The sequence below is a fragment of the Paraburkholderia sp. genome (assembly GCF_035948235.1).
GTDB lineage: Bacteria > Pseudomonadota > Gammaproteobacteria > Burkholderiales > Burkholderiaceae > Paraburkholderia.
Map to the genome: position 1 here is coordinate 1 of NZ_DASZJJ010000221.1, position 20,429 is coordinate 20,429.

Annotated in this window: 17 protein-coding genes; 7 read left to right on the forward strand and 10 right to left on the reverse strand. The window is 64.1% G+C overall.

What is annotated here, in order from left to right:
* From VG320_RS19100 to VG320_RS19120, 5 genes are all read left to right on the forward strand, one after another.
* A partial coding sequence (locus VG320_RS19100; RefSeq protein ID WP_327201652.1) for an ABC transporter ATP-binding protein occupies nt 1-846 on the forward strand: 846 nt, incomplete at its 5' end.
* Nucleotides 843-1,796, forward strand: coding sequence for an ABC transporter permease subunit (locus VG320_RS19105; protein WP_327201653.1), 954 nt, complete (start codon nt 843-845; stop codon nt 1,794-1,796). The genes VG320_RS19100 and VG320_RS19105, both read left to right, overlap by 4 nt.
* Nucleotides 1,793-2,611, forward strand: coding sequence for an ABC transporter permease subunit (locus tag VG320_RS19110; RefSeq protein WP_103703829.1), 819 nt, complete (start codon nt 1,793-1,795; stop codon nt 2,609-2,611). The genes VG320_RS19105 and VG320_RS19110 overlap by 4 nt, the downstream gene beginning before the upstream one ends.
* Nucleotides 2,612-2,733: 122 nt before the next feature.
* Nucleotides 2,734-2,919: a hypothetical protein gene (locus tag VG320_RS19115; RefSeq protein ID WP_327201667.1), complete on the forward strand. Its 186-nt coding sequence runs from the start codon at nt 2,734-2,736 to the stop codon at nt 2,917-2,919.
* Between the two features lie 124 nt (nt 2,920-3,043).
* A complete protein-coding gene (locus VG320_RS19120) occupies nt 3,044-3,814 on the forward strand; it encodes a class I SAM-dependent methyltransferase (protein ID WP_327201654.1) in 771 nt (256 codons plus the stop codon).
* A 7-nt stretch (nt 3,815-3,821) separates the two neighbouring features.
* Here VG320_RS19120 and VG320_RS19125 read toward each other — a convergent pair whose 3' ends face one another.
* From VG320_RS19125 to VG320_RS19140, 4 genes are all read right to left on the reverse strand, one after another.
* Nucleotides 3,822-5,300 (reverse strand): NAD(P)/FAD-dependent oxidoreductase, encoded by a 1,479-nt coding sequence (locus tag VG320_RS19125; RefSeq protein WP_327201655.1) that lies wholly within the window; start codon nt 5,298-5,300, stop codon nt 3,822-3,824.
* A gap of 83 nt (nt 5,301-5,383) precedes the next feature.
* A complete protein-coding gene (locus VG320_RS19130) occupies nt 5,384-6,568 on the reverse strand; it encodes a tetratricopeptide repeat protein (RefSeq protein ID WP_327201656.1) in 1,185 nt (394 codons plus the stop codon).
* A 109-nt stretch (nt 6,569-6,677) separates the two neighbouring features.
* A complete protein-coding gene (locus VG320_RS19135) occupies nt 6,678-7,358 on the reverse strand; it encodes a PspA/IM30 family protein (protein ID WP_103703806.1) in 681 nt (226 codons plus the stop codon).
* 348 nt (nt 7,359-7,706) lie between these two features.
* Entirely contained in the window at nt 7,707-8,306 is a 600-nt protein-coding gene (locus tag VG320_RS19140) for a plasmid mobilization protein (RefSeq protein ID WP_327201657.1), read from the reverse strand.
* A gap of 596 nt (nt 8,307-8,902) precedes the next feature.
* Here VG320_RS19140 and VG320_RS19145 point away from each other — a divergent pair.
* Nucleotides 8,903-11,425, forward strand: coding sequence for a penicillin-binding protein 1A (locus VG320_RS19145; RefSeq protein WP_327201658.1), 2,523 nt, complete (start codon nt 8,903-8,905; stop codon nt 11,423-11,425).
* A gap of 309 nt (nt 11,426-11,734) precedes the next feature.
* Here VG320_RS19145 and VG320_RS19150 read toward each other — a convergent pair whose 3' ends face one another.
* The 4 genes from VG320_RS19150 to VG320_RS19165 all read right to left on the reverse strand — a co-directional run bounded on the left by VG320_RS19150 (nt 11,735) and on the right by VG320_RS19165 (nt 18,191).
* Nucleotides 11,735-12,157, reverse strand: a complete 423-nt coding sequence (locus VG320_RS19150; RefSeq protein ID WP_327201659.1) for a hypothetical protein — start codon at nt 12,155-12,157, stop codon at nt 11,735-11,737.
* Between the two features lie 291 nt (nt 12,158-12,448).
* On the reverse strand, nt 12,449-13,960 hold the full coding sequence (locus VG320_RS19155) for an efflux transporter outer membrane subunit (RefSeq protein ID WP_414696075.1): 1,512 nt from the start codon (nt 13,958-13,960) through the stop codon (nt 12,449-12,451).
* Nucleotides 13,957-17,121 carry an efflux RND transporter permease subunit gene (locus VG320_RS19160; RefSeq protein ID WP_327201660.1) on the reverse strand — a complete coding sequence of 1,055 codons (3,165 nt, stop codon included), beginning with the start codon at nt 17,119-17,121 and terminating at the stop codon, nt 13,957-13,959. The genes VG320_RS19155 and VG320_RS19160 overlap by 4 nt, the downstream gene beginning before the upstream one ends.
* On the reverse strand, nt 17,118-18,191 hold the full coding sequence (locus tag VG320_RS19165) for an efflux RND transporter periplasmic adaptor subunit (protein WP_327201661.1): 1,074 nt from the start codon (nt 18,189-18,191) through the stop codon (nt 17,118-17,120). The genes VG320_RS19160 and VG320_RS19165 overlap by 4 nt, the downstream gene beginning before the upstream one ends.
* A 435-nt stretch (nt 18,192-18,626) precedes the next feature.
* Here VG320_RS19165 and VG320_RS19170 point away from each other — a divergent pair, with 435 nt between their 5' ends.
* Nucleotides 18,627-19,259 carry a TetR/AcrR family transcriptional regulator gene (locus VG320_RS19170; protein ID WP_327201662.1) on the forward strand — a complete coding sequence of 211 codons (633 nt, stop codon included), beginning with the start codon at nt 18,627-18,629 and terminating at the stop codon, nt 19,257-19,259.
* 55 nt (nt 19,260-19,314) lie between these two features.
* Here the strand turns inward: VG320_RS19170 and VG320_RS19175 are convergent, their stop codons facing one another.
* Nucleotides 19,315-19,545, reverse strand: a complete 231-nt coding sequence (locus VG320_RS19175) for a DUF2795 domain-containing protein (protein WP_327201663.1) — start codon at nt 19,543-19,545, stop codon at nt 19,315-19,317.
* 218 nt (nt 19,546-19,763) lie between these two features.
* Nucleotides 19,764-20,024, reverse strand: a complete 261-nt coding sequence (locus tag VG320_RS19180; RefSeq protein WP_327201665.1) for a hypothetical protein — start codon at nt 20,022-20,024, stop codon at nt 19,764-19,766.
* Nucleotides 20,025-20,429: the final 405 nt, after the last annotated feature.

Genomic DNA, 20,429 nt, shown 5'->3' on the forward strand with positions numbered 1-20,429 from the left:
TTCCAGTCGTATGCGCTTTTCCCGCATATGACGGTGGAATCGAACGTCGGCTTCGGGCTGCGCCAGGAAGGCGTGAAGAAGGCCGAACTGAAGGAGCGTGTGGCCAATACGCTCGAACTCGTGCAGATGTCGCGCTTCGCCAAACGCAAGCCGCATCAGCTTTCGGGCGGCCAGCAGCAGCGCGTGGCGCTGGCGCGCTCGCTCGTGAAGCGCCCCAAACTGCTGCTGCTCGACGAGCCGATGTCGGCGCTCGACAAGCAGATTCGCCAGCGCACGCAAATCGAACTGGTCAACATTCTCGACAAGGTCGGCGTCACCTGCATCATGGTCACGCACGATCAGGAAGAGGCGATGACGATGGCGGGGCGCCTGGCGGTCATGAGCGAGGGCGAGATCGTCCAGCTCGGCACGCCCAACCAGGTCTACGAGTATCCGAACAGCCGTTTCTCGGCCGAATTCATCGGTTCGACCAATCTGTTCGAAGGCAAGGTGGTGGAAGACGAGCCGGATCACGTCTACGTCGAATCGCCGGATCTGCCCGTGCATCTCTATGTGAACCACGGCATCACCGGGCCGCTCGGCATGCCCGTGACGATCTCAGTGCGCCCCGAGCGCATTTCGCTCACGCGCAAGCCGCCCGAAGGCACCTTCAACTGGGGCAAGGGCGTGGTGAAGAACATCGCGTACATGGGCGGCTACTCGCTTTATCACGTCAAGCTCGATTCGGGCAAAACGGTGATCGCGAACATGTCGAGCCTCGCGCTTTCCGAAATCGACTCCCCCACGTGGGAAGACGAAGTCTATGTGCGCTGGAGCGCCTCGGCCGGCGTGGTGCTGACGTCATGAGCACGGCACACTCCAGCACGTCAGGCACCCTCAGGAATCTCCTGAACTGGCCGGCGAAGCGCTTCAATCTGACCGGCCGCACCGCCGTGGTGGCGGGGCCGTTCTTCTGGCTGCTGCTGTTCTTCCTCGTGCCGTTCATCCTGGTGGTGAAGATCAGCTTCGCTGACCAGCAGCTCGGCATTCCGCCGTACACGGAACTCACCTCGTTCAGCGACGGCGTCTGGCATATCGCGCTGGATCTTTCGCATTACGCGTTTCTGTTCCAGGACAGCCTGTATTTCGCGACCTATGTGAATTCGGTGGTCGTGGCGGCAATTTCGACGCTGCTGTGTCTGCTGATCGGCTATCCGATGGCGTATTACATCGCGCGCTCGAACCCGGCCACGCGCAACGTGCTCATGATGGCCGTGATGCTGCCGTTCTGGACGTCGTGCCTGATCCGTGTGTACGCGTGGATCGGCATTCTGAAGAACAACGGACTGCTGAACAATTTCCTGATGTCCACTGGCATCATCCACACGCCCATCGAGCTGTATCACACTAACACCGCCGTTTATATCGGCATGGTGTATTCGTATCTGCCGTTTCTCGTGATGCCGCTCTATGCGCACCTCGTGAAGATGGATCTGACGCTGCTTGAAGCCGCCTACGATCTGGGCGCGAAGCCGTGGCGCGCGTTCCTGGAAATCACGCTGCCGCTGTCGAAGAACGGCATCATCGCGGGCTGTCTGCTGGTGTTCATCCCGGCGGTGGGGGAGTACGTGATTCCGGAGCTGCTCGGCGGCGCGAACACGCTGATGATCGGCCGCGTCATGTGGAACGAGTTCTTCGATAACGCCGACTGGCCGATGGCTTCCGCCGTCACCTGCGCGATGGTCCTGCTGCTGCTCGTGCCGATGGCGCTGTTCCAGCACTTCCAGGCGAAGGAACTGGAGGGCCGCGGCAAATGAAACCGAATCGCGTACTGCAATTCATCGCGCTGGGGCTGGGCTTCGCGTTCCTCTACATCCCGATCGTCAGCCTGATCGTCTACTCGTTCAACGAGTCGCAACTGGTGACCGTGTGGACGCGCTTTTCGACGCGCTGGTATCAGGCGCTCGCGACCGACGACGAACTGATCAACGCCGCCTGGCTGTCGCTGCGCATCGGCCTGATGACGGCTTTCGCGTCCGTGATCATCGGCACGTGGGCGGGTTTCGTGCTGGCGCGCATGGGCAATTTCCGCGGCTTCACGCTCTATACGGGCATGATCAACGCGCCGCTCGTGATTCCCGAAGTGATCCAGGGCATTTCGCTGCTGCTGCTCTTCGTGGAAATGGGCAAGCTGCTGGGTTGGCCGGCGGGACGCGGCGTCTTTACGATCTGGATCGGTCACGTGATGCTATGTATCTCGTATGTGGCCATCATCGTGCAGTCGCGCGTGCGCGAGCTGAACCCGTCGCTCGAAGAAGCGGCGCTCGATCTGGGCGCTACACCGCTCAAGGTGTTCTTCCAGATCACGCTGCCGCTCATTTCGCAGGCGCTCGCGGCAGGCTGGCTGCTGTCGTTCACGCTGTCGATTGACGATCTGGTGCTGTCGGCGTTCCTCTCGGGTCCTGGCTCGACGACGCTGCCGCTGGTGGTGTTCTCGCGCGTGCGTCTGGGTCTGAACCCCGAGATGAACGCGCTCGCAACGCTATTCATCGCCGTGGTGACGGTTGGCGTGATCGTCGGCAACTACTTCATGCAGCGCGCCGAGCGCAAGCGCATGGCGATGGCAGTCTGACGCCCGCAGCCTCAAAGGCGGCGATCTGAAAAACGGCGTGTGGGCTTCGGTCCACGCGCCGTTTTGCTTTTTGCGGCGTTGGCTGGATGGGCCGCTTTAGCGTGACCAGGCGACGACACGCTATGATCGGGGTAAACGCGGCTTTGGCGCGTCAAGCCGAGGTCCGCTGCGGAAACACGATGATCGAAACAATTTTCAAAGAGGGCGCGATTAGCGCGCTCTGGCAGCAACTTTTTCAGCTCTGGGAGCTGATTGTGATGGTCTGCCGTTTTCTGTGGGATCTGCTCAAGTTGCTGGGCGGCGCCTGAAAGCCAGGTAGACCGACGGGGGCGGCGGGCGCGCGAGAGCTTGCCGCGAAGGGCTTGAAGTCCCGCGCGAAGCGCTGTGAACGGTGCAGCGGCGGCGCGCGTGGACCCAATAAAAGGGCACACGATGATCGACGATTCCACCCGGCGTTTCACCGACCGGGTCGCAGACTACGTGAAGTACCGTCCCACCTATCCACGCGAAATCGCGACCTTCGTACACGTCGAATGTGGCATCGCGCCGGGCGCAAGCGTCGCGGACATCGGCGCGGGCACCGGCATTTCTTCCCGAATCTTTCTGGACGCAGGCCATCCGGTCATCGCCGTCGAGCCGAACGCGGCAATGCGCGAGGCGGCTGATCGCTTCCTCGCGGACTATCCGGGGTACCGCAGTGTGGCCGGCACGGCCGAAGCCACCACTTTGCCCGATGCGAGCGTGGATCTCGTCACCGCCGCGCAGGCCTTCCACTGGTTCGACAAGGCAGGTGCACGGCGCGAATTCGCGCGCATTCTCAAGCCGCGCGGCAAGATCGTGCTGTTCTGGAATAGCCGCCTGCTTAAAGGATCGGCGTTTCTGGAAGGCTATGAGGCTTTGCTCCAGCGCTTTTCAGAGGATTACGCGAGCGTCGCCGAAAGCTATCCCACGGACGACGCCATGGCCGAGTGGTTCGGTGACGGCTTCGCGCAGAAGACCGTGTTCCCGAACGCGCAAATGCTCGATTTCGATGGTTTGCGCGGGCGGCTGGCTTCCTCGTCGTATGCGCCCAAGCCCGGCGACTCGCGTTACGAGCCGATGCTCGTGGCGTTGCGCGAGTTGTTCGACGCCACCCAGCAGGACGGGCGAGTGAATTTTGCCTACGAAACGCGGGTGTTCGCGGGCAAGCCGTTGCGCGGTTAAGCCAGCGTTATCGCCCGAACTCGTAATCGCGTGCGCGCACGCGCTTCGTCTTGCGGCGGAACGTGAAGGTAAATCCCGGCCACAGCGACGTGACCTTGCCGCTACGCGTCTGGTAGTAGCTATGGCAGCCCGAGGTCCAGACCGTGCGTTGCAGTTGCGCCTGCAAACTGTCGTTGAAGGCGCGCTGCACGTCCGCCCGCACGCTCATCGTGCGCGCGTCGCGGCGCTGCAGTTCACGGATGCAGGCAGCGATATAGCGGATCTGCGACTCGATCATATAAATCATCGAGTTGTGGCCAAGAGCCGTGTTCGGCCCGATCACGAAGAACAGATTCGGAAAGCCCGCCACGCTCGCGCCCAGATACGCTTCAGGCCCATCGCGACGCCAGGCCTCGCCCAGATCGGCGCCGTTCAGCCCGCTCACGCGAAACGGCGCGTCCACGTCGTTGACCTGGAAACCCGTGCCGCAGACGATCGCGTCGAAGGCATGATGCACGCCGTCGGCGGTGACGATGCCGTCGGTTACGACTTCGCGGATCGGATCGGTTAGCAGTGCGACGTTTGGTTGCGTGAGCGCCGGCAGATAGTCGCTCGACAGCAGCACGCGCTTGCAGCCCAGTGCGTAATCCGGCGCGAGCTTCGCGCGCAGCACGGGATCCTTGACCTTGTGTGCGAGATAGTTGCGCGCGAATTTCATCGGCGCTGCGAGCAGGCGTTGATCGACCACGAAGCCCAGCGCCCGCGATTCGAGCTGCCAGTAGATCGCCGCACGTGCAAGGCGCTGCGCGAACGGGATATGCCGATAGATCCAGCGACGCCGCGGCTCGATCGCACGGTCGCGACGCGGCATGATCCAGGGCGGCGTGCGCTGGAACACCGTGAGTTTCGCGACGCGCGGCTGGATGCGCGGCACGAACTGGATGGCGCTCGCGCCCGTGCCGATCACGGCCACGCGCTTGCCTTCGAGCGCGTAATCGTGGTCCCAGCGCGCCGAGTGAAAGAGCTTGCCCTCGAACCGCTCCAATCCGTCGATGGCGGGCAGGGCGGGGCGCGAGAGCGGTCCATTGGCGGCGATCAGCAGATCGGCCTCGACAGTCTGTGTAGCGCCGTCACGCTCGATATCGATACTCCATACGCCGCGCGCCGCATCGAAGCGCGCCGCGCTAACGCGCGAGCGCCAGGTGATGAAGCGCTCGACGTCATACTTGCGCGCGCAACGTTCCAGGTAGGCGAGGATCTCGCCCTGTGGCGCATAGGTACGGGTCCAGTCGGGGTTCGGCTCGAAGGAAAATGAATAGAGGTGCGAAGGAACATCGCACGCGGCGCCCGGATAGGCGTTATCACGCCAGGTGCCGCCAAGGCTCGCGGCCGCCTCGTAGATCGTGAACGATTCGATCCCCATGCGCCGCAACTGGATCGCCATGCCGATGCCGGAAAAGCCGCTCCCGACGATTGCGATGCGCGGCGTACCCGCGTGAGTGGCCATATCAGTCTGATTCGAATTAATCCTGCGTCAATCAAGCAAAACGGGCTCCGCAAGGGAGCCCGTCTGGTCAGATCCGGCGACGCTTATGAGTTCCAGTCGTCCGACGAACTGTCGTTGCTGCCCATATCGACGCCGCCGCCCGAGCCGTCGTCCCAGTCGTTGGAACCCTGGCCGACATCGACGCCGCCATCGTTGTTGCCACGGCGGCGATCGTCATCGCGATCGACGATCACGTCGCGTTCGACCACGCGGTCGCGGCCCGAATTGAGCGCTTCACCGAGCAGCACGCCGGTCAGCAGACCGCCCATGCCACCCATGCCGCCACCGCCTTGCTGGACGATGACCTGCGGCGGCTGCTGTTGCGGCGGGTACTGAGGCGGATATTGCGGCTGACGTCCGAAGGCCGCATCGGCCTCGCGTGCGTAGGACGAATCGCCGCCGTACGAACCCGCGGGCGCGGCGGCCTGCGCGTTCGGTTCGGGGCGGCCTTCGGCGCGGGCCTTGAGGCTCGCGAACTGGCGCTCGAGGTCTTCGATCTCGTACGGCGCGACGGGACTCGTGCTGCCCGAGAGCTTTTCGACCACACTGCGCAACTGCGTCTCGAACGCTTCCACGTCCTTTTCGAGCGCTTCGTGGCCCGGGAGCGTCGATAGCTTCACGTCGAGCTTGAGCGAGCGCACTGCGTTGAGCAGATCGGTGGCGCGCTTGAGCTGATCGCGACGATCGTCGCCGGCACGGGCGTCGTCGTTGGACTTCGCGCGGCGCAAGGTCCAGCGCAGCACCAGCGCAATGCCGATCACGACGATCGCGATGCCGATCCACATGCCCATGCCGGGGCCGTGCCGCTGCGGCGCGGCGGCGGCTGCCATGGCAACGGGCGCGGCCGACTGCGTCTGCTGCGCGAACGGGTTGCTCGTGCGGGTCGTGTTCGTCGCGCCTGCGCGCGTGGCGTCGGAGCGGATCTTCGCTTCGACCTGCGCGAAACGCTGCGGCTGCGTGAAGCGGATCTGCGGATCGAGCGATTTAGCCTGCTCGACCTGGGTGAGCGCGTCGGCGTAGCGGCCTTCGCGGTTGAGCACCTGCGCGTACAGATAGTGCGCGCGGGCATTGTCGGGGTGCGCCTGCAGAACCTGGGTCAGGCCCGAGTCCGCGCGTTGCCAGTCGCCTTGCGACATCGCGGATTCGATCTGCTGCACGCTTGGCACAGCGAACGCCGCGCCGCTCACGAGGGCGAGCGATGCGAATACAGCGACAAGAAACTTTTTCATGTTGCAGGCCGGGCGGCTTGTCGCCCGTCTCCATGACATACGTTACGTGGATGCGGCATGGCGTCGCGAACAACCGGTGCACCGTGCCGCATCCGTCACGCGCGGCGCGTTACTGCGCCGGCGTATTGAGCTGCTTTTTCAGTGCTTCGAGGCGGTCGTCGACCGACGGGCCCTTATTGAGCGCGGCGAGCTTGTCTTCCAGCGCCTTGCCGCTGGAAGCGTCCGCCGAATTCAGGCGGGCGTCCGAGCGCGCGTTCGACAGATTCACCTTGTCTTCGAGCTTCTGGAAGTCCTGCGCAAGATTCTTGCCGCCGATACCGCCGAGCGCCGTGGCCGCTACGTCCTTGGCCTGTGCGATCTGCTGCTTGGCTTGCAGGATGTTCGAGCGTGCGTTCAGATCGTTGCGGCGCGAACGCATATCGTCGATCTGCTGCTTGAGCTGATCGACCGACGGTTCGAGCTTGGCGAGTTCGGCGGCGAGGGCATCGCGTTCGGCCTCGGCCGTCGACTGTGCGCCGAGCGCTTCACGGGCGAGCGCTTCGTCGCCCGATTGCAGCGCGCGCTTCGCGCCGTCTTCGTACTTCTTCGCCTTGTCGGCGGCCACATCGCGCTTGCTTTGCTGCATCGCGACCTGAGCCTGAATCTCGACCAGCGAGTTTTCGGCCTTGGCGATGCTGTCGTCGAGTTCGCGCACGATCTGGCGCGCGTCGCGCGACGGGTCCTGCACGGAATCGGCCGCGTCGTTCAGGAGACCCTTGACCGTGCGGGAGATGGAGTCGAAAAGCGACATGGAATTCCTCCGGTGTAATGAAATCGGCCTCTGGGGCCGCAGTCGTGCGTACATGCCGCGCTGCGCTTGCCGTGAGCGATTCGCTTTCACGTTCAGCTTTCAGCTTACGCCGCTTTGTGCGGGCTGCGCATGCAGCGCGAAAATCGGGGCACTTTGGGTAATTGCAATAGAGATCAGACGGCGCATGACCGAAAATCTCCTGCATTGCCCGTGCGGATTGAAACCTTACGTCTATGTTTCGATCGTCTGGCCTGGCCGCAATGCTCGCGGATATTACACCACGGGGTCTCTTAAAAGGGACTTAAAGGCCCGCTACGGTTAGTGCCGTCACGCGGGCGATGCCGCGCGTCAGGCGAATTTTCCGCCTTCTGGCGTGGGGTCGCTGTCCGATCCATCCTCGTCGTCGCGCAGCCGCTGCGTGCGCGCGAAGGGCGCATTGCTCAGCGGTGGCAAGGTGGCGCCTTCGTGCATTGGCAGGCTGTCGGAATGTGAATTCTGCGCATCGCCTGTTGATCCGGCCGCCTGCGTTTGAGCGGCCAGACGCGCGACTGTTTGAGCCAATTCACGTTCAGCGTGATTTTCGGTCTGATTGAGCGCGGGTTCGTTTTGCAGCGCCTCCTCGGACGTCGCGCCATCAGTGCCATCCGTGGCTTCGTCAGCGGCTTCTGCGTGCGCCTGCGCGGCGGGCCGCACTGCGGCGCCGCGACCCACGCGCAGGGGTCTGGCCGCCTTGCGCAGCACCTGAGCGAGCGCGTCGGGCTCGCGCGGCGCATTCAGCCGGTCGACGATGCTCGCGGCCTTCACCTGATCGCTCGTCGCGCTAAAGGCGATCACGGCGCGGCGCATCAGCTCGCTGACGCTGATGCCGAGTTCGTCGGCCGTGGCGGAGATCGCCCGCTTCTGGGCGGGCGTGACGAAGACGACGATGCGTTCGCTGGGCTTGTTCATGATCGGCTCTGAAAGCGGCCTTGAATCCGGCTACGAAGTGAACGTGGCGCCCGCTCCCTGCAGGCGCGAAGCGGGCGGGGCGAGCCGGGCGTGCAGCAACTTATCCATCATAAGACGAGACACGCGCCGCGCAACGCAAAGATGCACGCAAAGGCATATTGGCGTACGCAACAATGTATCGCGCATAAGGATAATGACCGCGCATTACGATATCGAGTCGAGAGTCGATTCGATATTTTCTCCGCAGAACGCCGCAGATCGCGCAAGGTGCCGTCACGAAGCCAGTTCGACGGTCATCCCAGCGTCGAGTCCAGGAAACTCTTACAAAAAAAGCGCGACCGTCGGCGCGCGATTTATTTAGAATGCGCTGTTACATTTCGCTCGAATACCTTTTTTAGGGGCTTTGTGCGAAAGGTGGCGTGCTTTAACCGCACGCCGCGTGACCGGACGGGGGCGTTGCCGGTCACGCCGCGGCAGCGCACTCGGGGTGCGATGCCGTCCACGCCGCATTGGCGCCATGACGCCATGATCAGATCTATGCGCGCTTTATCGCGCGCAGCCGGGGCGCAGTACCAGACGCGCCAATCATTCCAGTCATGCCTATCATCAAACGACCGCCTTCACCGCAATACCCGAACGACGATCGGGAACCTTCCTTCAACAACGGCCGTCAGCCGCGCAACGACGATTCACGTCCTGACCCGCGTTCGGGTTCGCGTGGCGATCGGCCGCGCAAGCGTTCCATCGGCACGTCGATCGCGATCTCGTTCGTCGCCCTGATCGCCACGCTCTGCGTGGTGGGCGCGCTGATCGTCGGCTATGCGCTCGTCGTCATGGGGCCGCAATTGCCCTCGCTCGACGCGCTCACGAACTATCAGCCGAAGGTGCCGCTGCGCATCTATACCGCCGACCACGTGATGATCGGCGAGTTCGGCGACGAGCGTCGCCAGCTGGTGCGCTTCGAAGACATTCCTGACGTGCAGAAGAAGGCCGTCCTCGCGATCGAGGACTACCGCTTCTACGAGCACGGCGGCGTGGACTTCGTCGGCATCCTGCGTGCAGGCGTGGCCGACCTGATGCACGGCGGCGCGTCGCAGGGCGCGAGTACGATCACGATGCAGGTCGCGCGCAACTTCTTCCTCTCGAGCGAGAAGACCTATACGCGCAAGATCTACGAAATGCTGCTCGCTTACAAGATCGAGCGCGCGCTCACGAAGGATCAGATCCTCGAGCTGTACATGAACCAGATCTATCTGGGTCAGCGCGCCTACGGTTTTTCGGCGGCGGCGCGCGTGTACTTCGGCAAGGATCTCAAGGACATCACGCTTGCTGAAGCGGCGATGCTTGCGGGGCTGCCCAAGGCGCCATCGGCGTATAACCCGATCGTCAATCCGAAGCGCGCGAAGATCCGTCAGCAGTACATCCTCAAGCGCATGCTCGATCTGGGCTACATCACCCAGGCGCAGTACGACGAAGCCGTGAAGGAGCCGCTGCGCACGCGCACCACGGGCACCGAGTACAGCGTGCACGCCGAGTACGTCGCGGAAATGGTGCGTCAGATGATGTACGCGCAGTACAAGGACGAAACCTATACGCGCGGCCTGACGGTCACCACGACCATCGATTCAGCCGACCAGAACGCCGCCTACGCCGCCGTGCGCAAGGGCGTGATGGACTACGAGCGCCGTCACGGCTATCGCGGTCCGGAAGGCTTCGTGCAACTGCCGGCCGCGGGCGACGACCGCGATCAGGCGATCGACGACGCGCTCACCGATCACCCGGACAACGGCGACATCATCTCGGCCGTGGTCACGGAAGCCGGCCCGAAATCGGTCACGGCGCAACTGCTCGACGGCACGTCGGTCAACATCACGGGCGAGGGCCTGCGCTTTGTGGCGGCGGGTCTGTCGACGCGCGCGTCCACGGCGCTGAAGATTCGTCCGGGTTCGATCGTGCGCCTGATCGCCGACGACAAGAACAACTGGCAGATCACGCAGTTGCCGCAGGTCGAAGGCGCGCTGGTGTCGCTCACGCCGCAGGACGGCGCGATCCGCGCGCTGATCGGCGGCTTCGACTTCAACAAGAACAAGTTCAACCACGTGACCCAGGCATGGCGTCAGCCGGGTTCGAGCTTCAAGCCGTTCATCTATTCGGCCTCGCTCGAAAAGGGCCTGGGACCGGCGACCATCATCAACGATGCGCCGCTGTACTTCCCGCCCAGCACGCCGGGCGGCGACGCCTGGGAGCCGAAGGACGACGATCAGCCCGATGGTCCGATGCCGATGCGCCTTGCGCTGCAGAAGTCGAAGAACCTCGTGTCGATCCGCATCCTCTCGTACATCGGCACCAAGTACGCGCAGGACTACGTGACTCAACGCTTCGGCTTCGACGCGGACAAGACGCCGCCGTACCTGCCGATGGCGCTGGGCGCGGGCCTTGTCACGCCGCTGCAGTCGGCGGGTGCGTATAGCGTGTTCGCCAACGGCGGCTATCGCATCAATCCGTATCTGATCGCCGAAGTGGACGACGCGCACGGCCAGCCGGTGTCGCGTGCGCAGCCGCTCATCGCAGGCCAGAACGCGCCGCAGACGCTCACGCCGCGCAACGCCTACATCATGAACAGCCTGCTGCATTCGGTAGCGACGGCGGGTACGGGTGCGGGCACCAACGTGCTGCATCGCGACGACCTGCAGGGCAAGACCGGTACGACCAACGATGCGCACGACGGCTGGTTCGCGGGCTATCAGCGCAATCTGGTCGCGGTGGCGTGGATGGGTTACGACCAGCCGAAGAGCCTCGGTAGCCGCGAGTTCGGCGCGCAGCTCGCGCTGCCGATCTGGGTGGACTACATGGGCAAGGCGCTGCGCAATATTCCGCAGGAAGAGCCGCCCATGCCGGCCGGTATTACGACGATCGGCGGCGAGCTTTACTACTCGGATGTGACGCCGGGTGCGGGCTTTGTATCGGCGATCGGCATGGACTCGGGTGTGCCGGCAGGCGCGGCCAGCGACGCCAGCGGCGCGACCGGCACGATGGGTCCGGGCGGCATGACGCCGCCGAGCGTGACGTCGAGCGAGAAGCAGCAGATCATGGATCTGTTCGAAACGAACAAGCCTTGATGAATGGTTCGGGTTGCCTGGCAGCCCGGACGATTGCGGTAAACGCAGTTCTGAACACGGCGCACCGGCAACGGTGTGCCGTGTTTTGTTTTGTGGCGCCGATTTCCTTTTGCAACAAGCACTTGGGTGGGTTGCCCAGGGCTTTTCCACAGGCAGGTCCACAAAATCTGGGGATAAGCCCGGCGCTCACACATGACTTCGTTGTCCACAGATTTTGTTCACAGCCCTGTGAGTAACCTTGGGAGAGCGAAGCTAACTGCCTGATCCGCAAGCGCTTGTCGGTGCGCGGCGGCGATGAGGCAGTTCGCATCAGAAAGTATCGTCGTATCGGACTCCGACGGTTTTCCCGTGGATGCTGCTCGAATACGTCAGCGCCCAATGGGCGATCCACGCGCCGCTAAAGGCACCCAGCGCATCGGCGAATAAATCCTTGTAGGAGAAACCATCGGTGCGGCAGGTGCCGTCGAGGGTTTCCTTCATCAACCCCGGCACCGTCCCGAGCAACCCACCGTAAATCACCGGATGATCGGTGTCGCGCATCAGCCAGCCGCCCAGTGCGCCGAACGGGAGGGAGACGCCGAAGTGCTCCAGCTTGTCCCTGCCGACCCAGCTGTCGGATGTCTGCACCCGAAAGCCGCCGTGCGAACTGGAGCAGTCGAATTCCGCATGCGCTGCGGTGCTGGCCATGAGGAGCAGGGCAGCGCAGAGGCTGCTTTTGGGTACGGTTCCCATGATCGAAGAGTCCCGGATTGCTGAGGTTGTTAGTGCATTCTCTCTGGATACAACAATCGATTTTTATAAAGGAATCCGAATTAATTGGATTGCTTACCCTCGATTTGCGGTCGAGTGTATCAGTTAACTCCTAAATATAACTCTGAGATCTTTCCGTCAGAAAAAACGAAAATTGCGACGAGAAAAGGGAATTCAGCGCATGTAAAGAGAAGGCGAGGCGGCATTTTTCGCGATCTTCTTGCCGCCCCGCAAATACCCGCGCACACCTTGCATGTGCGCGGCGACGCGCGTTCAAGGCGTCGAAGTTTTCGTGCTGGCAGCGTTCGTCGTGTCAGCAGAAGGCGGATTGCCCATCGCCTGGAATAGCGCGGCCGTATCCGACAGACGCGCGCCGCGATAGCGGATCGCGTCGAGGCTGGCGTTGCGCCACTGCTGTTCGCTCTGACGCACCGCGTAATACGGCACGGCGCCCAGCTTGTAGCGCGCGTTGGTATCGTCGTAGACGCCCTGCGCGGTCTGCGCCGAGGTGCCGGCCGCGTCGAGTGCCTGCGCATCGTGTTCCAGCGCCGCCAGACGGTCGGCCACATCCTGGAAGGCCGCGAGCACGGTCTGCTTGTACGACGCGTTGGCCGCGTCATACGACTGCAAGGCCGCGCGCCGCTGCGCCACCAGCGCACCGCCGTGAAAGATCGGCTGCGTGAGCGAGGCGCCAATGGCCCATAGCGCGCCCACGCCCGAAGTCGCCACCGGCCAGCTAAAGCCGCCCTGGCCCAGCCCGGCCGAAAGCGTGATGCTCGGATACATCTGCGCCGTGGCCGCGCCCACTTCGGCGGCTGCGGCGATCAAAGCCGCGCCTGCCGCCTCGATATCGGGACGCGTTTTCAGCAATTCTGACGGCACCACCACCGGCACTTGCTGCGGCAGCCGGAAGCTCGCGAGATCGAGATCGGCTGGCGCCTGGTCGGGCGTGCGGCCAAGCAGCACGGCCAACGCATGGCGCATGGCCGCCGCCTGCTGCTGCAGACCCGGCAGATTGCTGGCGAGCGCCGCCGCGCTTTGCTGCGCGTTGAGGAGGTCCGTATGCGACACCGCGCCTAGCGCATAGCGCTTTTGCAGATCGTCGGCCTGCGCATTGGCGATGTCGATCAGCCGCTGCGTCGTGTCGATCTGCGCGCGCAGTGTGGCGATGCCCAGTACGCTCGCGACGATGTTGGCCGCCAGGGCCCGGCGCGCCGCCTCGAACTGGAACGCCTGCAAATTCACGCGCGAGGCGAGGGCGGCGTTGTTCAGCCGCGAAGCGCCAAAGATGTCGAACGAGTAGCGCACTTCGACGAGGCCCGCGAACAGGTTGTATTCGAGCTTGTCGACGCCCAGTTGCGGGATGCCCGGCGCGCGCTGACGCTGCGCGGTGCCAATCGCATCGACGGTCGGCAACAGCGAGCTGCCGATCTGGCCGTGCAACTGCTCGCGCGCGGCTTGCAGGCTGTGATCGGCGGCGGTGAGGTTCGGGCTGTTCGCGAGACCTTCCTCGACCAGCGCATCGAGCGCCGGCGAGTCGAACTGCGTCCACCATTGCGGCACGGCTTGCGCGCCCACCACGAACTGCTGCGCAACGCCTTGTGCGGCAACGGTCTGCGCGGGCTGCGCCTCGACGCCGTAATGCGCTGGATTGGGCGTGACGGGTGGGGCGCCATCGGGGCCGAAGGCACAGCCGCCTGCGACCAGCACGGCGCACGCTGCCGCGCCCAAGCGCAGCCGCGGGCGTTGCAAGGCAAAAATTTTCATCGGCGCAGATCGGTTCATGATGCGCTCCCCGCGTCAGGACGCGCGGCGTCGGTCTCGCTGCTGCGCACGCGGAACGCCGCCGCATAGAGCGCGGGCAGGAAGAACAGCGTGAGCACGGTCGCGCTGGTGATGCCGCCCATCAGGGCCGTCGCCATCGGCCCGAAAAAGTTCGAGCGCACCAGCGGAATCAGCGCGAGCACGGCGGCGGCGGCCGTCAGCATGATGGGCCGGAAGCGCCGCACGGTCGCGCCGACAATCGCGTCGAAACGCTTGTGGCCAGCGCGGATATCGCTCTCGATCTGATCCACCAGAATCACCGAATTGCGCATGATGATGCCGAACATCGCAATCACACCGAGCATCGCCACGAAGCCAAACGGCTCGTGAAATACGAGCAGTGCGACGGCCACGCCAATCAGGCCGAGCGGCGCAGTGAGCACGACCATCATCACGCGCGAGAGGCTTTGCAACTGGATCATCAGCAGGGTAAGCACCGCGATCATGAGCACCGGCATCTGCGCGAAGATCGACGCCTGGCCTTTGGCGCTTTCCTCGACCGAGCCGCCCACCGCGATGCGATAGCCCGTCGGCAGCGTGTTCTGCATTGAGGCCAGCGATTTTTGCAGCGCATGCGTCACGTCGATGCCTTGCGCGCCGCGCCGCACGTCGGCCTGCACGGTGATGGTCGGCTGCCGGTCGCGCGACCAGATCACGCCGTATTCGAGCGTGTTTTCGAGGTGGCCGATCGCGCCCAGCGGCACCGGTCCATTGTTCGTGGGCATCGCCAGCGCCAGCATATGGGCGGGATCGACGCGTTCGTTGGCGGGCGCGCGCAGATCGACGCTGATGAGCTTGTCGCGCTCGCGGTACTGCGTGACCGTGTAGCCGGAATAGGTCATCTGCAGGAAGTTGGCGACATCCTGCGACGAGATATTGAGCGCGCGAGCCTTCTGCTGGTCGATCGCGAAGTGCAGGGAACGTTCGGCCGGTTCGTCCCAGTCGAAACTGACGTTCTCGGTGCGCGAATCGGCACGCATCTGCGTCGCCACGCGCTCGGCGATGCCGCGCACGGTGGCGATGTCGTCGCCGCTCACGCGGAACTGCACGGGATAGCCCACGGGCGGCCCGTTTTCCAGCCGCGAAAGGCGCGTGCGGATCGCCGGGAAATCGTTGCGCAACTTCGTCTCCAGCCAGTCGGCGAGTTTTTCGCGATCCTCGACCGACTTCGCCGTGATGACGAACTGCGCGAAATTCGGCTGCTGCAATTGCTGGTCCAGCGGCAGATAGAAGCGCGGCGCGCCGGTGCCGACGAAGTCGATCGAATGGTCGATTTCAGGGCGGCCCTTGAGCGCTTCTTCGAGCCGCTTCGTCTGGCGCAGCGTGGCGTCGAACGACGCGCCTTCGGGCAGGCGCACGTCCACCAGCAACTCCGGTCGATCCGAACTCGGAAAGAACTGCTGCGGAATCAGCGTGAAGCCCGCGAGCGCCACGACGAACAGCACAATTGTGAGCGCGAGCACGACGATATGCCGCTCGATGCACCAGCCCACCCAGCCGCGCAGACGATGGTAGAAGCGCGTGTCGTAGATGTCCTCTTCGTGATGCGCGCCGTGCGCGGCGTTCTGATCCGCTTTGCGTTCCGGCAGCAGGCGATAGCCGAGCAGCGGAATCAGCACGACCGCCGCGAACCACGAAGCCACCAGCGCGATCGCCGAGACCTGGAAAATCGAGCGCGTGTACTCGCCCGTGCTCGATTTCGCGAGCACGATCGGCAGGAAGCCGGACACCGTCACGAGCGTGCCGGTGAGCATCGGGAACGCGGTGCTCGTGTAGGCGTAGGCGGCGGCGCGCGTGCGGTTCCAGCCCTGCGCGAGCTTCACGGCCATCATTTCGACCGAGATGATGGCGTCGTCCACCAGCAGGCCGAGCGCGAGCACGAGCGTGCCCAGCGAGACCTTGTGCAGGCCGATGTCGAACAGATACATCACGAGCGAGGTGACGGCCAGCACGATCGGAATCGTGATGACGACCACCATGCCGGTGCGCACGCCCAGCGAAACGAGGCTCACCACCAGCACGATGCCAACCGCCTCGGCGACCGCTTCGACGAAGTCGTCCACCGAATGCGAGACGGCGTCCGGCATGCTCGACACTTCGACGAGCTTGAGGCCAGCGGGCAACTCGCGGCGCAACTGCTCGACGCGCGCATCGAGCGCGTTGCCCAGCCGGATCACGTCGCCGCCCGGCTGCATGCTGATGCCGATGCCCAGCACCGCTTTGCCCTGGAAGCGCATCTGCGTGGCGAGCGGCTCGTCGTAGCCGCGCCGGATGGTGGCGATGTCACCCAGCCGGAAGCTGCGGCCATTCACGCTGATGAGCGTGTCGGCCAGCGCCTTGAGATCGGTGAACTGGCCGCTCGGGCGCACGAACACGCGGTCGTCGGGCGTGGTGAGCGTGCCGGACGCCGCGACGCTGTTCTGCGCGCCGATCGCCTGACCGATCTGCGTGGGCGAGATGCCCAGCCGCGTGAGCTGCGCGTTGGCGATTTCCACGTAGACACGCTGATTCGGATCGCCAAAGTAATCGACCTTGCCGACGTCCTTCACGCGCAGCAGTTCTTCGCGCAGATTGTCGGCGTAATCGTGCAGTTGCGCGGGCGAAAAACCATCGCCTTCGAGCGCATAGATATTGGTGTAGACGTCGCCGAATTCGTCGTTGAAGAACGGGCCTTGCACGCCTTGCGGCAGCATCGGCGCAATATCGCCGACTTTCTTGCGCACCTGATACCAGGTCTCGCGCACCTCGGAAACGGGCGCGGAGTCCTTCATCGTGAAGAACACCAGCGACTCGCCAGGGCGCGAGTAGCTGCGCAGGAAGTCGATATACGGCGTCTCCTGGAGCTTGCGTCCGATACGGCTGGTGACTTCGTCCTCGACCTGGCGCGCGCTCGCGCCTGGCCAGAAGGTCTGGATCACCATCACGCGGAACGTAAAAGGCGGATCTTCGGACTGCGAAAGACGCGTATACGACAAGGCGCCGAAGATCGTCGCCAGCGCGATCAGAAATGTCACCAGCGTGCGGTGACGCAGCGCCCACGCGGACAGATTGAAGCGGCCTTCGTCGTGGTCGGCGCCGGGAGTGTTATCGGGTGCCTGTTGCGGGTCTTCGCGTTCGCTCATGACGCGAAGTCCTCGGGATGCAGCGGCGCAACCGGATGCACTTTCTCGCCCGCGCTGACCGTATGCACGCCTTGCAGCACGATGCGATCGCCGTCCTTGAGGCCATCTGTCACGGTGATGGTGCGCGCGTCGTAGCGCGACACGCTCACGCGGCGCAGTTGCAGGACGTTGTCCGCGCCTTGCACGATCCACAGCGCAGGTGCGTTGCCGTCGTGGAAGAGGGCCGTGGCGGGAATGGTGAAATTGCTGCTCGCCGTCTGACTTGCGCGGCTGGAGGCAAGCGCGATATTGGCCGTCATGCCCAGGCGCACGTCGTCGTCCGGGTGTTCGAGCGTGAGCTTGATGCGCCACGTGCGGCTTTGCGGGTCGGCGGCGGCGGCCAGTTCGCGCACCTTCGCCGTGTAGCGTCGTCCCGGCAGCGCGGGCAGCGTGACCTGCGCGGTGTCGCCGGTATGCACGCCGGCGATGGCGTTTTCGGGCAGATCGCTCACCACGTCCACGTCGCCCGTCCAGGCGAGGTGATAGACGGCCTGGCCGGCCTGCACGTACTGGCCAGTATCGGCGTTTTCGGCGGTGATAACTCCCGCGTGATCGGCGACAAGCTGGGTGTAGCGGCGCTGGTCCTGCGACAGTTCGAGTTGCTGCTTTGCCTGGTCACGCCCCGCCGCGGCCGACGCATAGGCATCCTGGGTCTGTTCGAACTGCGCGCGCGCGATCAGGTTGGCCTGCATCTGGGCAGTATCGCGGTCGAGCTGCTGCTTCGCGAACACGTAGCGGTGCTGCGCGGCGTCGTACTGCGCCTGGGCGCTTGCGGCGTTCCTGTCGTAATCGGCGGGGTCGAGACGCGCGAGCACCTGGCCGGGCTTGACCGCATCGCCCAGCCGCACATTGCGCTCGATGATCTTGCCGTTGACGCGGAAGGACAGCGGCGTGGTGTTGCGCGCCTGGACGCCGCCAGGATACGTGGTGGATGGGCCGCCTTGATCGGCATGCACGGTCATCGACACGACCGGGCGCGGCCCGGGCGCCGCTTCCTCATGCTTGCCGCAGGCGGCGATGATGGCGCACAACGCGATTGTGCTGATGAGGCGCGATACCTTCGATGCTCCCGCCCGCAAAGGCGGATTGACGACGATAGCCTGGGACTGACACTGACTGCGCATCTCCGATGCGCTACGACCGCGACGATTCACATGGACCTCGACATGCCTGGAACGCACGCGCGCCGAGCCCGTGCGCGCCTGTCGCTCGCCCCGGGCCGTCACGCCGCCGCTGAGTCCGTCCGCCTGCGAACGCGCCACAGGCAGTACACGGGGCGCATGGATGTCTCCTCCGTCGCACACCGATCGGTCTCAGATGATTTTATGAATTCTAATACAGCACTGTATTTGAATACAGAAACGAATCCGAAGAAAGATTCAGTGATAGACTCGCGCTACCGTCGGGTCATGCCAGAAGCATCGCCACGGCGGCGCAATCCCGCCACCCCACAGCGACCCCACGCCATGACGCGCCCAGCCACTCCGCGCCCACGACTCACCCGCGAGCAGAGCCGCGATCAGACGCGCGAGCGCCTGCTCGACGCCGCGCAGGCGTTGTTCATGGCCAAGGGCTTCGTGGGGGCAAGCGTCGAGGACATCGCGCAGGAGGCCGGCTACACACGCGGCGCGTTCTATTCGAATTTCGACAGCAAGGCCGAATTGATGGTCGAGTTGCTGCGGCGCGACCACGAGGCGATGGAAGTCGATCTGCGCGCGATCTTCGAGGCCAATGCCTCGCGCGAGGTCATGGAGGCGCGCGTGCTGGCGTTCTACAGCCGTCTGCCGCAGGACAACAAGATGTTTCTGCTGTGGGTGGAAGCCAAACTGCTCGCGGCGCGCGATGCGCGTTTTCGCACGCGTTTCAACGCCTTCATGAAGGAAAAGCGCGAGCGCCTCGCCGCCTATATCGAGGAATTTTCGGCGCGCGTGGGCACGCCGGTGCTGATGGCACCGGATCTGATGGCGCTGGGACTGATGGGCTTGTGCGATGGCGTGCAATTCCTGGCCACCGCCGACCCGCAGCACGTCACGCCGCCGGTGGTGGAAGAAGTGCTTGGCCGCTTCTTTGCGCGCGTGGTGTTTGGCCGCGACGCGTGAGTCGCGCGCACCGTCCGCACTGCCCGTACGACAAGCCCTGCAGGCCGCGCGGGCCTCAGATACCGAGGCCAGGGCCGTAGTTGCTGCCGATCAGACGCGTGACAGACGACACGTCGCGATAGTCCTGCTCGGGCATCCCGTCGAGAATCGCCAGCACCTCGTTGCTTGCCCCGGCATTGCGGGCCGCCTCCACGAGATCGTCCTTGTTGGCGGGCCAGCGCACTTCGCGCAGGACGTCGGAGAACTGAAGGTCGATCGGCTCTTCAGGGATGGATGAGGCGGACATGCGCAAAATCCTTGGCGCGGCGGGCGCGCTAACGTGAAATCAACTCAGTGAATCCATTCAAACCGGATAGATGACGGCCCTGCGTGGTCAAGCCACGCGCAGGTCCCGCATGGGTCCGTTGGCGTCGCGCGAACAAGCATACACAATGCAGTCGCTTCGCCGCCTGCAAATGCACAGCGGCTCAGCGGACGCAGTGGCGCAGCGGTGAGGCGCGGCGCTCAGGTCTGCTGATGGAGAACCGGGCTTAGCGTGCGATCCAGCCGGTGCGATTTTGGCAGGCTCAGATATTCCCAGTGCTGCACGCCCGTTGCGCTCGGCACGTCGGGCGCGGGCGGAGCGACCGGCACATCCGCCATCGGCGAACGAACGTCGGGCGCGGCGGCGCTGGCACGGTCGATCTGGGCGTCCTGCGTCCGGACGGGTGCGGCGAAGCACGAGGCCGACAGCAGCACGGTGGTCAACAGCGTCGAGGTTTTCATCGCTCGACCTCCTTTCCTCATGCGGCCCGAAGGTCGCAGCAAGTGCCGTGCCGTGGCGGTCAGGCTGACCGGACGAGGCAGGGCGGCCGCGTGCAGGAAACTGGGCAAAACCGCGCGGGCCGCGCGACACGCCGCCTGGCGTGCGGAACCGGCGTTTGACAGGATACGGAGGAGCGTCTGTCAGTACGCACACGCGGGCGGAAATCTCATAATGGCAGCAAATGAGGCTCCGCGTCTCGAACGCGTGTGCTTTTTTGATTTGTCACATGAAATCAGCGACTTAAGCGCCGATTCTGGCTATTTATCGCTCCGGATTCATACGTTGATACGCGTCGAGCAGCGAAGTCTTGTAGACGACTCCCGCCAGCCGCGGCTGCTGTGCGCTTTCGATCACTGGCAGACGCT

What these genes read in the sequence shown, in the direction of transcription:
- VG320_RS19105 (WP_327201653.1), top strand. Translation starts at nt 843, where the DNA reads ATGAGCACGGCACACTCCAGCACGTCAGGCACCCTCAGGAATCTCCTG.
- VG320_RS19110 (WP_103703829.1), top strand. Translation starts at nt 1,793, where the DNA reads ATGAAACCGAATCGCGTACTGCAATTCATCGCGCTGGGGCTGGGCTTC.
- VG320_RS19115 (WP_327201667.1), top strand. Translation starts at nt 2,734, where the DNA reads ATGATCGGGGTAAACGCGGCTTTGGCGCGTCAAGCCGAGGTCCGCTGC.
- VG320_RS19120 (WP_327201654.1), top strand. Translation starts at nt 3,044, where the DNA reads ATGATCGACGATTCCACCCGGCGTTTCACCGACCGGGTCGCAGACTAC.
- VG320_RS19125 (WP_327201655.1), bottom strand. Translation starts at nt 5,300, where the DNA reads ATGGCCACTCACGCGGGTACGCCGCGCATCGCAATCGTCGGGAGCGGC.
- VG320_RS19130 (WP_327201656.1), bottom strand. Translation starts at nt 6,568, where the DNA reads ATGAAAAAGTTTCTTGTCGCTGTATTCGCATCGCTCGCCCTCGTGAGC.
- VG320_RS19135 (WP_103703806.1), bottom strand. Translation starts at nt 7,358, where the DNA reads ATGTCGCTTTTCGACTCCATCTCCCGCACGGTCAAGGGTCTCCTGAAC.
- VG320_RS19140 (WP_327201657.1), bottom strand. Translation starts at nt 8,306, where the DNA reads ATGAACAAGCCCAGCGAACGCATCGTCGTCTTCGTCACGCCCGCCCAG.
- VG320_RS19145 (WP_327201658.1), top strand. Translation starts at nt 8,903, where the DNA reads ATGCCTATCATCAAACGACCGCCTTCACCGCAATACCCGAACGACGAT.
- VG320_RS19150 (WP_327201659.1), bottom strand. Translation starts at nt 12,157, where the DNA reads ATGGGAACCGTACCCAAAAGCAGCCTCTGCGCTGCCCTGCTCCTCATG.
- VG320_RS19155 (WP_414696075.1), bottom strand. Translation starts at nt 13,960, where the DNA reads ATGAACCGATCTGCGCCGATGAAAATTTTTGCCTTGCAACGCCCGCGG.
- VG320_RS19160 (WP_327201660.1), bottom strand. Translation starts at nt 17,121, where the DNA reads ATGAGCGAACGCGAAGACCCGCAACAGGCACCCGATAACACTCCCGGC.
- VG320_RS19170 (WP_327201662.1), top strand. Translation starts at nt 18,627, where the DNA reads ATGACGCGCCCAGCCACTCCGCGCCCACGACTCACCCGCGAGCAGAGC.
- VG320_RS19175 (WP_327201663.1), bottom strand. Translation starts at nt 19,545, where the DNA reads ATGTCCGCCTCATCCATCCCTGAAGAGCCGATCGACCTTCAGTTCTCC.
- VG320_RS19180 (WP_327201665.1), bottom strand. Translation starts at nt 20,024, where the DNA reads ATGAAAACCTCGACGCTGTTGACCACCGTGCTGCTGTCGGCCTCGTGC.